Here is a 13,979-nt window from a genome sequence, read left to right as displayed (position 1 = left end):
TTATCAGCACCTAATTATTTCTGTTGTTTAAGCTCATGGAATTTCTTCATTACACCCGCTTTGCTAAGCAAGTTGCGAACTGTATCAGATGCTTGCGCACCATTTTGAAGCCATTTGAGTGCTTTATCTTCATCGATCTTAACCACTGCTGGTTGTTCAACCGGATTGTAGTAACCGATTTCCTCGATAAAACGGCCATCACGCGGGGAACGGGAATCCGATACAACCACACGATAGAAAGGCGCTTTATGAGCTCCCATACGTTTCAGACGAATACGAACTGCCACGAAAATTCACCTCCTTCAATAAAATATATATAATAAGCTCGGCTTAACGGAAAGGAAATTTCATTCCCTTACCAAGTCCTTTAAGCTGCTTCATTGCTTTCTTGTTGCCCTTCGGCCCCATCATACCGCTGAATTGCTTCATTACTTTACGCATTTCATCGAACTGCTTAATCAGACGATTAACTTCCGCAACGGTAGTACCGCTGCCTGCTGCAATCCGTTTACGGCGAGATGGATTGATGATCTCTGGATTCTGCTTCTCTTCTCTAGTCATGGAGAATACGATAGCTTCGATCCGGTTCATCTGCTTGTCATCGACTTTAAGATCCTTGGTCTGCTTCATATTGCTCATCCCAGGAATCATGTCCATGAGCTGATCAAGTGGTCCAAGCTTCTTGATCTGGTCCATTTGCTCGAGGAAATCTTCGAACGTGAACGATGCGGTCCGCATCTTCTGTTCCATTTCCTTCGCTTTGGCCGTATCAATGTTCGACTGGGCCTTCTCGATCAAGGACAGCATATCACCCATACCCAAAATTCGGGAGGACATGCGTTCTGGATGGAAAGGTTCAAGTGCATCGAGCTTCTCACCCAGGGTGATAAATTTGATCGGGCACCCGGTCACTGCTTTGACGGAGAGGGCAGCACCACCGCGCGTATCTCCATCCAGCTTCGTAAGCACGACGCCGGTAAGCGATAGCTGCGTGTTAAAATGCTCTGCTACGTTCACTGCATCCTGACCTGTCATTGCATCAACGACGAGAAGCACTTCATCCGGATTCACATTGCTGTGAATTAACCGAAGCTCCTCCATCAGCTCTTCATCCACATGGAGACGACCAGCCGTATCGATAATAACATAATCGTGACCGTTGTCCTTGGCATGCTGTAAGCCTTGCTTCGCAATCTCTACCGGGCTTGTCTTGTCACCTAAAGTGAATACCGGTGCCTTGAGCTGCTCTCCAAGCACCTGCAGCTGCTTGATCGCTGCCGGGCGGTAAATGTCGCCTGCCACAAGCAGCGGCTTTGCATTTTGCTTCTGTAACAGCTTCGCAAGCTTACCCGTGGTTGTCGTCTTACCAGCACCCTGCAACCCGACCATCATAATGACTGTCGGCGGTTTGTTTGCCTTAGCCAGCTTAGACTGGCTTCCGCCCATCAGATCGGTCAGCTCTTTATTTACGATGTCAATGATGACCATGCCAGGCGTGAAGCTCTCCATCACTTCTTTACCGACGGCCTTCTCTTTGACTTTCGAAATAAATTGCTTGACGACCTTGAAGTTAACATCGGCTTCAAGCAAGGCAAGACGCACCTCTCGCATCGCTTCGTTAACGTCTTCCTCACTTACTTTCCCTTTACCGCGAAGCTTGCTGAATACATTGGTAAGTCGAGCTGTTAATCCTTCAAATGGCATAAACACACCTCCTAAAGTTCATATTGCGAAGGGTAATCCCTATTCCAGAACCTCCAGGTGGTTCATCATTTCATTCATTCTATGTTTGTCTTCACTCGTCATCCCGCTTGATTCAATCATGTCCTTAAGCTTCTCAAGATTCATAAGCCGTCGTTCATGCTTCGCAAGCAAGCCGAGTTTATCCTCATACATTTCAAGTACCTGCTCTGCACGCTTAATGTGCTCGTAAACCGCTTGTCGACTAATCTCAAATTCGGAGGCAATCTCTCCCAAGGAGAAATCATCATGAAAATAATACTTCAGAAAAGTCTGCTGCTTCTCAGTTAACAGGTTTTCATAAAAATCAAACAGTAAGTTGATTCGATTCGTCTTCTCAAGCCGATTCTCCTGACTCATCTTGAGGGACACTCCCTTCGTCAAGGAAAAACACTTTACACTCATTAACGTTCTCTATCTTACAAAAAACAAAAGAAGATGTCAAGCATAAATCCTTGTCATCTTCTCAATGATTTTATTTTTGAGATCTACAGCCACATATTAGATTACTTAGCATCTATAATCTGATTGGTGTCAGATAAATAATGACGGCAAAGAAATGCAGCACACTGCCTGCCAGAACGAATAAATGCCAAATGGCATGATGAAACGGAAAGCCGCGCCATACATAGAAGATCGTACCCAGCGTATAGCAAAGTCCTCCGGCAACAAGAAGAGCTATTCCTCCAGAAGGAATTGCGGCGGTTAATGGAGCCCACGCAATGATGATCAGCCAGCCCATCGCGATGTAGAACAAGGTAGACATGAACAGAAACCGCTTAGTGAAGAACGCCTTGAACGCTACACCGAACAAGGCAATTCCCCATATGATTCCAAACAGGGTCCAGCCGAGTGTACCGCGAATCGCGACCAGCAAGAATGGAGTATATGTTCCTGCTATAAATAAGTAGATGGAGGAGTGATCAAAAATTTCAAATAGATCCTTCGCTCTGCCATCCTTCAGAGCATGTACGAAGGTAGAGCTGATGTACAAGAGCAGCATGGACACTCCATAAACCGTAAAGCTGACAACATGCCAAGCTGTTCCATTCACACTTGCGGCAATAATAAGAAGTACGAGCGCTGCAACACTGAGGAGAGCCCCTATTCCATGGGTGATGGCATTTGCGACTTCCTCTCTCCGAGTATAGGTATAGGTGTTAGCCATAGAATCCATCCTTTCAACATCCGCTGCCTGCTATTTTTGCAGAACCGAAATCTTTCTACATATTATACTACGTTCACGGCTAATGTTCATCTTTAGCGTCAATCTGCAAAATACTTCAATATAATGGATGCAATTCGATCTGAAGCATGACCATCACCATAAGGATTGGCAGCCCTTGTCATGCGCTGATATCTTTTTCCTCCTGACAACAGCAGCTCGATCTCCTTCTTGACCTTTTCATACTCTGTCCCTACACAGCGAAGCGTACCTGCCTTGACACCTTCCGGCCGCTCCGTCTTGTCACGAAGGACGAGTACGGGCTTGCCGAGCGAAGGTGCCTCCTCCTGGATCCCCCCTGAATCGGTCAGAATAACATAAGCATGATTCATCATATTATGCATGTCGCTCACATCAAGCGGCTCAATCAAATGAATGCGTTCCGTTCCGCCGAGCATCTCGAACGCCAGGTCCTTTACGGCCGGATTCGGATGTACCGGATAAATCAGCTCAAGTGTCCGATCCTGCTCAATGATCTCTCTAACCGCCTGAAACACCTGTTTCATCGGACTGCCCCAGTTCTCTCTCCGATGCATGGTCATGAATATCTTTCTAGTTCCAGGATGCAGCTTCGATAACAGTGGATGGTCGAACTCTTTCTTGATCGTCCAGCGCAGAGCATCAATGGATGTGTTGCCTGTCACGTAAACATGCTCTTTCCGGTGCTCGCTTGCGAGCCTTTTGGCAGCTGTAGTGGTAGGTGCAAAGTGCAGATCTGCAACACGGCCTATGAATTCCCTATTCATTTCTTCCGGAAAGGGCGCATATTTGTCATACGTCCGCAGTCCAGCTTCGACATGACCAATCGGGATTTGAGCATAGTATGCACAGAGTGCAGCTGAAAAAGCCGTAGACGTATCACCATGGACGAGCACAAGGTCGTATTTCTCGGCCTTCATGACAGGCTCAAGCGATTCTATTAAACGGGCGGTCAAGCCGTACAATGTCTGGGCCTCCCGCATCACTTTCAATTCAATATGCGGTACGATATCAAATGCTTTCAATACTTGAGCCAACATCTCCTCATGCTGCCCGGTAACACACACAATAGGCTCGATGTCAGGTGCCGCCTCTAGTGTTTTTACTATGGGCGCCATTTTGATAGCTTCAGGTCTCGTTCCGAACACAACAAGCACCCTGATTCGATGTTCCTCCATGTGATCAGGACTCCCCCTCTATTCACTTATTGGATAAGTTGAACAATTGCTTCAACCCTTATCTATATATGAGAGAATCTCTCCATCTCGTAACGGCACTCTATGAAAAAGGACCTTAAACTATTTATTTCTGTAAGGGACAACTGCCGGTTTCTATTAATCTATCAATGCATAACCTGTAATTAGAGTGACGACTAAGGAGGTTATCCATCACATGGCAGTTATCATCTATCCTAAGACGATGAACTGGAAGTTTATGCGGCAGCGACCGCAGCAGCTGATGACGGAGCTTGGAGCTAGAGGACACCATGTGTTCTTCGAGAACCTTGCACCTATGAACAGTCAGCTGGATGAAGTAGAGCCTGGCGTACATTTATTTACGGACCACCATTCGTTTGTTAAGAGACATCTGGACAAATTAAGAAAAGAGCATCCCGTTGTTGTCTGGACGACCTGGGCTAAGCAGAGAACAAGACTTGCATCGATCTATCGGCCGGATGCCGTTATCTATGATTGCTGTGACGAGTTTCCGCATTGGGCAAAATACGAGCATCGGATGGTTGAATCTGCCGATCATCTGGTCGCAACCGCTGAAACGATCCGAACACGTCTGTCACTAGCCTACCCCGACAAACCCATTACCCTCATCCCTAATGCGGCTGATGCCAGCATGTTTGATACGCCTGCCGTTCAGAGACCTCATGATCTTCCTGCAGGTCCAACGGTCGCCTATATTGGCGCCTGGGCTTATTGGGTCGATCATGCATTGTTTGCGAAGGCGGCAGAGCAATATCCGAATGTACAGTTTGTCTCTATTGGTGCGCCCTACGGAGACATCCCGGGCTATGGTACCCTGCCGAACGTACACATTCTGGGAGAGAAGCCGCATAGTGAGCTGAAAAAGTATTTGCAGCATATCGATGTTGCTGTCATTCCTTTCCTATATCACCCGATCACCCTTGCCACTAATCCCGTGAAGGCGTACGAATACATGGCTACTGGAGTCAAGGTCCTCTCTACCGCACTACCGGAATGTATTCGGATGGAGCCGTATGTTACTACGGCAACGACTCACGAGGATTTTATTGGCAAGCTGGGTCAAATGCTATTTGAACAGGAGGATCCTGCAGCAAAATTAGCACGAATTGCCTATGCAAGAGAGAATACTTGGGTTCAGCGCGGAGAAGCAGCAGATGAAGTGATACGCAAAACCCTTCAGCGCAAAGGATTACATGAATAGCGAATATACCGTCTACCTTACGGGCGCAGCCTTCAGCAAACGAACAGCCGCATATAACAACAACGCTTTCTATTTATATCAATCAATTCGTGACCAGCTATTACATTGCTCTGCACATTGGCTCGTATGGTCTCCCACTGCTCTTCATTTATCCGATTATGCCAAGCAGCGGCTTGAAGCCGAGCTGCATGCTCTATCTCCCGATACCCATTGTGTCGTTTGCCCAGGGGACCGCTTTATTTTCCGGAAGGAATGCTTCAATTTATCAAATACAGGTCATGTACGATCTTTGCCCTCCGCCTTCTGGCTGGGCTGGGAACTGCACGCCCGCTGCTCGTCGTTGAATCGTATAACCTGCCTATCTGAAGCACTTCAGCCTCTGTTCCTGCCTTCCAAGCAGCAGCATAGGAATTATGTTCTCGCCACTCCTCCTGAGGTTAGCAACTGCAGCGATAAAAGTTCCCGTCATCCCATCCTTTCGGTATTACGACGCTCCACCGTTCCCGCTTCTCATTCAATGACCTCGCTCGATCAATCACCTCTCATAACCGTCATGCTTAGTGTATTCAACATGGGCAAAACCGTAGAGTGGGCAATCCGTTCCGTGCTTGCACAGACCTACCTGAACTGGGAGCTCCTCATCGGTAACGACGCTTCAACGGACAATACTGCCGAGCTTATTGAACATTTCACGATGGATTCACGTGTTCGCGTCATCCACTCTTATACAAATAAAGGCAAGGCAGTGATGATGAATCTTCTGCTGGAGCAAGCAAACGGAAAATATGTGCTGGAGCTGGATGGTGACGACTGGCTTGCGACAAACGCTCTTGAAGCACTGCTAACCGTCAGTTCACTCCATCCAGACTCAGGACTCGCAACAGGTGGATGCGGGGTATGGCGGCGCAGTAAACATGGTGATTTGTATTACCGGAGTACGGACTATTTTGACGGAAATTTGGAATCTGCCAATCATGCTCACCCTCCTGTTCCCCGCATGTATAACATGCAGGCACTTCAGCGAGTTGGCGGATGGACTGTGCTGCCCGGGCTTTATGGAAGAATATTCGAGGATATTGCTCTCTGCCAAAAAATACTCAAGCAGTATTCGTTTGTACTGACAGACGATATCGTATATCACCGGGTCATTCATCCGAGAAGCATCAGTCAGCAGCATTTGCCGCTCTATCCTGAGTGGAAGGAACATTTGGAGAAGGAGGTGAAATGATATGAAAATTGCAGCTAGCGGATATTACGGCATGGGCAATTTTGGAGACGATCTGTTTCTCAAAACGTTGCAGCAGGCTTTTAGCAAGCATACCCTTTTTCCTTGGAGTGGCTACATGGATCCTGCAAAGGTGGATGCTGTTATCATCGGCGGCGGAGATCTGATTACTCCCTACAAATTTAGCAGCTACTATTTCCCAGCTGCCTTAGCCGAGCATCCCATGTGGCTGTATGGGGTCGGGATCGTGGATTCGTATCCTCCTGAAACGTGGCCGGCGGATCAAGTTGAGCTCCACAAGCAGTACATTCAGAAGGCAAGACGCGCCATTTTCAGAGATCAAAAATCACAAGAGCTGGCCACGATCGCGAGGCTTCATTCGAAGCCTGAAACGGCACAGGACATGGTCTTCGCCTACCAACAGCACCCTTTTCCCGTGAAACGATTCTCTGTTCGCAAAACGATCGGAGTGTGTCTGTTCTCCTACCCTTCTTTTCCAATGGAAGCCATGGTTCAACTGCTGCTTAAGCTAAGCACAGAGGGCTTCCATATCGTACTCATCCCTGTCATCAACCATCCTTCGAACAGCTTCTCGGATTACAGCACTTGCAAGCTGCTTGAACAAAAAATGAAGGAGATTGACAGTGCTGCCTCGGTTCAGACGCTATCTCTCTTACTGGAAACAGACATCACCTATAACGTGCTTCAGTCCATGGATTACCTGATCAGCTACAAGCTGCATCCCACTCTCGTGGCACTACGGGCAGGTGTACCTGTACTTGCCTTCAGTAAGATGGGAAAGGTGAAGCATCTGCTGTCACGCTTCCATCTGAATCATTACTATTGCGATTACGCACAGCCCTTTGAAGTCTATGAGGATATCATTAACCGATTTATTAAGAACGGTCCTGAGGAAGTTAGAGCTGCACTGCCGCTTATTCGTCAGGCCGAGCATGAGAGCTATTCCGAGCTGACCCAGCTCGTGTCGGAAATAGAGTCACTAGAATAGATAACATCAAGGAGGTCATGCAGCGATGTGTTTCTTTTTTCACTCCCGTCTATGGGCAAAAATCAAGCAGTTGGAAGTCCAGCAGGCATTATTGATGGAAAGAGTTGATATGTTAAATGCCCGCATCGAACAATTGGAAACCGAGGTCCGGTCTGGAATTGTCGTGAATCCACAGCTCCAGCAATTTCTGGAGAGTAAAATCGGGCAAAACATCAGCATCAGCACCAGCAGCGTTACTGTTCTTGGTACAGTGCTTGCGGTTGGTGAGGATGCGGTTGAGATTCGCGAAACGAGCGGTGACATCGTCATCATTCCATTTTCCCAAATATCGGTTGCTCAATAAAATAGCGGCTCTAAGCTTCAATATGTCACTAAGTCTAAGGAGGTACTTGATATGAATTTTAGAGATATGATTCGCGGCTTCTTGGGAAGCGAGGTAGAGGTACTGACGGCTAACGATTATCTGGACGGAACACTGATCTCAATTGATGAGACCACGCTTGTCCTGCAAATACCACCTATTATTTATGGGCCGCCTGGAGATGTGGCTGTCGTCCCATTGTCTTCAGTTGAGCTTGTGCGGGTTCTCGCCGTATAGGATATGTGCTAAGAACGATATAGAAGCTATATAGCAGCACTATGAAAAAGAAGACCGAATCCTTTAATGGAAACGGTCTTCTTCTTATGATTACAGCTCACGCCGCATTATTTCACTTCACTGTCTGCTTGTTCAGTCTCGGCTTCCTGAATCAATCCTGCAAACAAGGCGTGTACAAACTGCTCCGAATCAAACGGCTGCAGATCGTCTGCCTTCTCTCCGAGTCCGACAAGCTTAACAGGAATATCCATCTCTTGGCGAATCGCGATAACGATACCACCCTTAGCAGTGCCGTCCAGCTTAGTCAATACAAGACCTGTAACTCCGCTCTTCTCTCCAAACAGCTTGGCCTGACTAAGTGCATTCTGTCCTGTAGTTGCATCAAGCACCATAAGCACTTCATGCGGAGCACCTGGAATTTCACGCTGAATGACACGAAAGATTTTGTTGAGCTCTTCCATCAGATTGGTTTTATTCTGGAGTCTTCCTGCCGTATCGCAGAGAAGAACGTCAGCGCCGCGCTGTTTCGCCGCCTGAACCGCATCAAACATAACGGCCGCCGGATCAGATCCAGCTTGCTGTTTGATCACATCCACGCCTGCACGCTGTCCCCATACTTCCAGCTGCTCAATGGCGCCTGCTCTAAATGTATCTCCTGCAGCAAGAAGAACCTTCTTGCCTTCATTCTTAAAGCGATGGGCCAGCTTGCCAATCGTCGTTGTTTTGCCTACACCGTTCACACCGACAAAGAGGATTACGGTGATACCGTCCTTGTTCATGTTAAGACTGTTATTTTGCTCAGAACGGAGAAGCCCCGTTAATTTCTCAGACAACACCGGCTGCAGCTCAGCCGCATCCTGAATCTTCCGTTTCTTCACTTCGGCACGCAGATCATCAATCAGATCCATAACCGTGTTGACACCTACGTCAGCACCGATCAGGATCTCCTCAAGCTCCTCGTAGAATTCCTCATCTATCTTTTTACGGCGGATAACGAGATCAGACACCTTTTCAACGAAGCCTTTACGTGTTTTCTCGAGACCATCTTTAAAAATATTCGTTACTGATTCTGTTTTTGTTGATATACTTTCTTTCAGCTTTTTAAAGAAACTCATAGGTTCCCTCCAACTTAGTATTACAATACTTATTAAGCGATTTCTGCTTCCTCATTCTCCAGCTTCACCGAGACCAGCTTCGATACGCCGCCCTCTTCCATGGTAACACCATACAGCACATCCGCTTCCTCCATCGTTCCTTTGCGATGCGTTACAACGATAAACTGGGTCTGCTCCGAGAATTCACGCAAGTACTGAGCGAAACGAACGACGTTAGCTTCATCCAGCGCTGCTTCGACTTCATCCAGAACACAGAATGGCACCGGGCGAACATGGAGAATCGCAAACAGCAATGCCATGGCGGTCAAGGCTCGTTCGCCACCAGAGAGAAGCTGCAGGTTCTGGAGCTTCTTGCCCGGCGGCTGTGCGACAATCTCAATTCCTGTCGTAAGCAGCTTGTCCGGTTCATTCAGAATCAGATCTGCTCTACCTCCGCCAAACAGCTTCGAGAACACCGTGCCAAATTCACGCTTAATTGCATCAAATGTCGTCTTGAAGCGTTTAGACATTTCATCTTCCATTTCCTTAATGACCTGATAAAGTGTCGTCTTGGCTTCAACCAGATCATCCTTTTGCTCACTGAGGAAGAGATAACGTTCATTAACACGTTCATATTCCTCAATCGCACCAAGATTCACTTCTCCCAGCGCAGAAATGCTTCGTTTCAGCTTCTGCACTTCCGCCTTGCTGCCTTCAATATCTTCCGGAATGGAGTAGTGCTGCTTCGCAAGCTCATAAGACAGCTCGTATTCGTCATTCAGCTTTTTCAAAATATTTTCAAGCTCCACATCCAGACGATTGACACTGATCTCCGTCTGACGAAGCTCGTCTTCACAGGCCTTCAGACTGATCCGCTGCTCTTTGGTTTCATTCTCTTCAAGCTCAAGCTTCTTCGTAAGCTGTGCTCTAGCTGCACGCTTGAAATCCAGCTCTTTGGAAGCTTCCTCCTTCTTGAGGCGATAGCGGTTCAGGTCCTCCGTCTGCTTCACGCTCTCCTCTGCATTCGTCTTGAGGTCTGCTTCCACAGAGGCCAGCATCGTACGATTCCGGTATCTTTCCTTGTCCGAATTCTCGTATTCGCGTTCCATTCTGCGAACCTGCTCTTCTACAGAGAAGCGCTCCTGATCCAGCTTGCCCTCACGAACCTTCAATATCGTCAACGAGTTCTGGAGCTCCTCCTTGGCAGATTCATTGGCTTTGCGCGCAAATTCGGCAGCGTGAATCGCTTGATGTGTCGCCTTCTCCTCTTCCTCCAGCTTCACCAGCGACTGCTCAGCAGCTGCACGGGTATCTTCAAGTGCTTTAATTTCATCCTTGAAGCCTGATTTCTCCGCACCTGCAGCTTCAACCTGGGTAAGCACATGCGCCAGCTCATGTTCAAGCTGTTTGAGCGACAGTGAGGCCTGCTGCTCTTCTGCCCGTTTCTCATCGCCATCCTGACGAAGCGTGTCCAGACTGATCTGACACTGCTCCATCTGAGCCTTCACTTCTTCCAGACTTCGATGCAGCTTCGTGATCTGATTCTCGGTCTCCATAATATCGTGATCCAGCTGATCGAGCTGGCGTTTACGGGACAAGAGACTTGAATTCTTACGGTACTGGCTGCCCCCGGTCATGGAGCCGCCTGCATTGACCACATCACCCTCAAGTGTAACAACACGATAACGATACTGACAGCGTGCCGCAATTCGGTTCGCATCTTCCAGATTCTCCGAAATAATTACGTTACCAAGCAAGCTTCCCACAATTGCTTCATATTTGGAATCAAACTGCACAAGCTCGGCACCTATGCCGACAAACCCCTGCAATTCAGAGATCATGCTTCGATCTGAAGCACCAATTGCACGTGGCCTGATTACGTCCAGCGGCAGGAAAGTCGCTCTGCCAAGCTGACGCTGCTTCAGGAAGGAGATCGCCTGGCGGGAGACAGCTTCATTCTCCATGACCACATGCTGGAGCGATGCTCCAAGCGCGGTTTCAACAGCCATCTCTACTCGCTCAGGTACTTTGATCAGTTCTGCAACCGCACCATGGACACCATGAAGCACATTCTTTCTGGATGCCTTGAGAACTTCCTTGACACCCGTGTTAAACCCGTCAAAGTCATCCTGCATTTCCTTCATTGTATCGCGTCTTGAAACTTGTGCCTCACGCTTCTGCTCCCACTTCCGTACCGTGCTCTGACTCTCGGATAAGAGCTTCTGCAGCGATTGAAGCCGTTCACTTTCCGTAATATATCCATTGCGCAATGAGCTGATCTCCGCACCCATCTTCTCAATCTGCTGAGTCAGCTCTCCCTTGCGTTTAAGAAGATCTGTCTTCTGAAGCTCCCACTTGTCGGACTCTTCACCAGCACGGTTCAGTCTCCGCTCGATCGCTTCCTTCTGCTGATCGGCATATCGAATCTCATTCCGTGCCTGAGCCATTTGGTTCATCAGCTCCAAGAGATTACCTTTGAGGCTCTCCTCCTGCTCCTGACTGATTCCTCCAGTTACGCCAACCAGCTTCGCCTCTTCGGCAGACAGCTGTTCACGCAGCTCATCAAGCTCCTGCTGTAGTCCAGCCAGCTTGCTCTTAAGGCCGTCCAGCTCAGCCTCACGCTCCGCATAACGCTCCTCACTTCCGTTCAAGGAATTGAGCAGCTGCTCCCGGTTCGCTTCGAGATTCTTCAGCCGTTCCTTGAGCAGCTCACGGTACCCTTCACTCTTCTCGGTAGCTTCACTGTAGTGCAGCAGCTCACCTTGAAGGCGCTCCACGGCCTCTTCTACCTGACGAAGCTCTGTCCGATCCTGTTCTAGTATGGCATCATGTCTAGATACGATCGTAGATAATTCCAGCTGCTGTTCCTTAAGCTCTTGCAGCTTCTCCGTCGCCTCGCTCCAGGCCGTATGAATCTGCTCAATCTGGTACACGTATAAAGACAGCTCCTGCTGCTTCAATTCTGCTCTGAGCTCTTTATAATGCTTCGCCTTCTCAGACTGCTCCTTGAGCGGTCCAATCTGATCCTCCAGTTCCGTAACCAGATCATGTATCCGCAGCAAATTTTGCTCCGTATCATCCAGCTTCCGCACCGCATCTTTCTTACGTGATTTATATTTAACAATACCGGAAGCCTCTTCAAAGATACCTCTGCGATCCTCGGAGCGCGTACTTAAAATCTCCTCAATCCGCCCTTGTCCGATAATTGAATAAGCCTCTTTACCAATTCCGGTATCCATAAACAGCTCCGTTATATCCTTGAGCCGGCAGGACTGTTTGTTAATAAAATATTCACTATCTCCGCTGCGATGAACACGGCGTGTTACCGTGACTTCACCAAAATCCAGAGATAAGGCATGATCTTCATTATCCAAGGTCAGTGACACCTCGGCAAAATTTACTGGCTTACGAGTATCACTGCCGGCAAAAATAATGTCCTCCATCTTGCCGCCGCGCAGTGACTTTGCACTCTGTTCTCCAAGAACCCAACGGATGCCGTCGGAAATATTACTCTTCCCACTCCCGTTGGGGCCTACAACAGAGGTTATGCCGCGAACGAATTCCATTTCTGTTCGATCGGCAAACGATTTAAAGCCTGACAGCTCTATACGTTTTAAATACATCTTGTCTTCGACACCTCCAAGCTTCTTGCCACGGTCCTACACGGGTATGTACATCCGTTATTATTGTAGGGGAAACGTCTCTTGAAGTCCATTTCTTCTACATCTTACGAGCATAACATATCTTCATTCGGAATGAATCCACCATCCTCAAGCAACAAAAAGAAGAGCAAAAAGCAGTCCTTCCCATTCATCATTAGCCTGACAACTAAAGCGGGCTGCTCTTTGCTCTTCGTTTGTAAGAAAAGACAGGCCGCCAAATTAAACGGCTGATTTCTTGTTCTTAAGATATAAGAAGATCTCACTGCTCCGTTAGATTTTCTTATACCTTAAGAATCCGCTAAAACGGTCTGCCGATCAATTCCTAAGGCAGCTTCAGTGTACTTAATGCAATTTGTGCCGCCTTCTGCTCAGCTTCCTTTTTCGAGCGTCCGTTACCACGGCCTAATCTCTGACTGCCCATATAAACTTCGGAGACAAACTCCCTCTCGTGAGCAGGGCCTTTTTCCTCAACAATTCGATATTCGAGCACACCCATATTATGATGCTGAGTCAATTCCTGTAATTCAGTCTTGAAATCGGTAAGCACGAGTTCACCTTCCACAATAAGGCCGGCAAAAATGTGCTTGTCCAAAAATTTCTTCACTGCAGCAAGGCCTTGGTCCAAATAAAGAGCACCGATAAATGATTCGAAGACATCTGCCAGGAGAGCAGGACGATTCCTGCCCCCTGTCAGTTCTTCCCCTTTGCCCAGAAGTACATATTTGCCGAATTCCAGAGCCTCAGCAAATTTCACGAGCGAGGGCTCGCGTACAAGTGCTGCCCTCATCTTCGTGAGTTCTCCTTCCGGACGATTAGGATGTTCATTGTATAGATACTCTGATACCGTCAGCTCAAGTACAGCGTCCCCGAGGAACTCGAGTCGTTCATTATCCTGGCTTTGACTGAATCTGTGCTCATTCACATATGAAGCATGAGTAAAGGCCTGCTTTAACAATTTGCGATTGTTAAACTCGATTTGAAGTTTGCGCTCTAATTGTTTCAGATCTGCATTCAATCGAATCGGACCCC

The 13,979-nt window shown here is 47.9% G+C and carries 13 protein-coding genes; 5 read left to right on the top strand and 8 right to left on the bottom strand.

The genetic code is table 11. The features are described from left to right. Window positions 1-14: 14 nt before the first annotated feature. From rpsP to wecB, 5 genes are all read right to left on the bottom strand, one after another. Window positions 15-287, bottom strand: coding sequence for a 30S ribosomal protein S16 (gene rpsP / locus PUW25_RS09405; RefSeq protein WP_047909749.1), 273 nt, complete (start codon window positions 285-287; stop codon window positions 15-17). 43 nt (window positions 288-330) lie between these two features. After that, on the bottom strand, window positions 331-1,704 hold the full coding sequence (ffh, locus tag PUW25_RS09400; protein WP_274336944.1) for a signal recognition particle protein: 1,374 nt from the start codon (window positions 1,702-1,704) through the stop codon (window positions 331-333). A gap of 39 nt (window positions 1,705-1,743) precedes the next feature. Further along, entirely contained in the window at window positions 1,744-2,100 is a 357-nt protein-coding gene (locus tag PUW25_RS09395) for a putative DNA-binding protein (protein WP_047909751.1), read from the bottom strand. Between the two features lie 157 nt (window positions 2,101-2,257). Continuing rightward, window positions 2,258-2,908 carry a PAQR family membrane homeostasis protein TrhA gene (gene trhA / locus PUW25_RS09390; RefSeq protein WP_274336943.1) on the bottom strand — a complete coding sequence of 217 codons (651 nt, stop codon included), beginning with the start codon at window positions 2,906-2,908 and terminating at the stop codon, window positions 2,258-2,260. 98 nt (window positions 2,909-3,006) lie between these two features. Continuing rightward, entirely contained in the window at window positions 3,007-4,122 is a 1,116-nt protein-coding gene (gene wecB, locus PUW25_RS09385; RefSeq protein WP_274336942.1) for a non-hydrolyzing UDP-N-acetylglucosamine 2-epimerase, read from the bottom strand. Between the two features lie 214 nt (window positions 4,123-4,336). Between wecB and PUW25_RS09380 the strand changes: the two genes are divergently transcribed. The 5 genes from PUW25_RS09380 to PUW25_RS09360 are packed head-to-tail and all read left to right on the top strand — an operon-like array spanning window position 4,337 to window position 8,194. After that, entirely contained in the window at window positions 4,337-5,362 is a 1,026-nt protein-coding gene (locus PUW25_RS09380) for a glycosyltransferase (protein ID WP_047909754.1), read from the top strand. Next, a complete protein-coding gene (locus tag PUW25_RS09375; protein ID WP_274338601.1) occupies window positions 5,355-6,590 on the top strand; it encodes a glycosyltransferase family 2 protein in 1,236 nt (411 codons plus the stop codon). The genes PUW25_RS09380 and PUW25_RS09375 overlap by 8 nt, the downstream gene beginning before the upstream one ends. A 1-nt stretch (window position 6,591) precedes the next feature. Beyond that, the gene (locus PUW25_RS09370) at window positions 6,592-7,596 is read left to right on the top strand and encodes a polysaccharide pyruvyl transferase family protein (RefSeq protein WP_274336938.1); all 1,005 of its coding nucleotides are present in this window, start codon (window positions 6,592-6,594) and stop codon (window positions 7,594-7,596) included. Between the two features lie 25 nt (window positions 7,597-7,621). Further along, entirely contained in the window at window positions 7,622-7,939 is a 318-nt protein-coding gene (locus PUW25_RS09365; protein ID WP_274336937.1) for an LSm family protein, read from the top strand. A 51-nt stretch (window positions 7,940-7,990) separates the two neighbouring features. Further along, window positions 7,991-8,194 (top strand): hypothetical protein, encoded by a 204-nt coding sequence (locus PUW25_RS09360; RefSeq protein WP_047909757.1) that lies wholly within the window; start codon window positions 7,991-7,993, stop codon window positions 8,192-8,194. 107 nt (window positions 8,195-8,301) lie between these two features. Here PUW25_RS09360 and ftsY read toward each other — a convergent pair whose 3' ends face one another. The 3 genes from ftsY to rnc all read right to left on the bottom strand — a co-directional run bounded on the left by ftsY (window position 8,302) and on the right by rnc (window position 13,965). Then, window positions 8,302-9,309 carry a signal recognition particle-docking protein FtsY gene (gene ftsY / locus PUW25_RS09355; protein ID WP_047909758.1) on the bottom strand — a complete coding sequence of 336 codons (1,008 nt, stop codon included), beginning with the start codon at window positions 9,307-9,309 and terminating at the stop codon, window positions 8,302-8,304. A 32-nt stretch (window positions 9,310-9,341) separates the two neighbouring features. After that, window positions 9,342-12,911: a chromosome segregation protein SMC gene (smc, locus tag PUW25_RS09350; RefSeq protein WP_047909759.1), complete on the bottom strand. Its 3,570-nt coding sequence runs from the start codon at window positions 12,909-12,911 to the stop codon at window positions 9,342-9,344. A gap of 361 nt (window positions 12,912-13,272) precedes the next feature. Beyond that, window positions 13,273-13,965: a ribonuclease III gene (gene rnc / locus PUW25_RS09345; protein ID WP_047909760.1), complete on the bottom strand. Its 693-nt coding sequence runs from the start codon at window positions 13,963-13,965 to the stop codon at window positions 13,273-13,275. Window positions 13,966-13,979: the final 14 nt, after the last annotated feature.

The organism is Paenibacillus urinalis (assembly GCF_028747985.1).
In the GTDB taxonomy this organism is placed as follows: Bacteria; Bacillota; Bacilli; order Paenibacillales; family Paenibacillaceae; genus Paenibacillus; species Paenibacillus urinalis.
The sequence above is the reverse complement of the archived record's forward strand: the minus strand, read 5'-3'. Positions and strand labels throughout refer to the sequence as shown.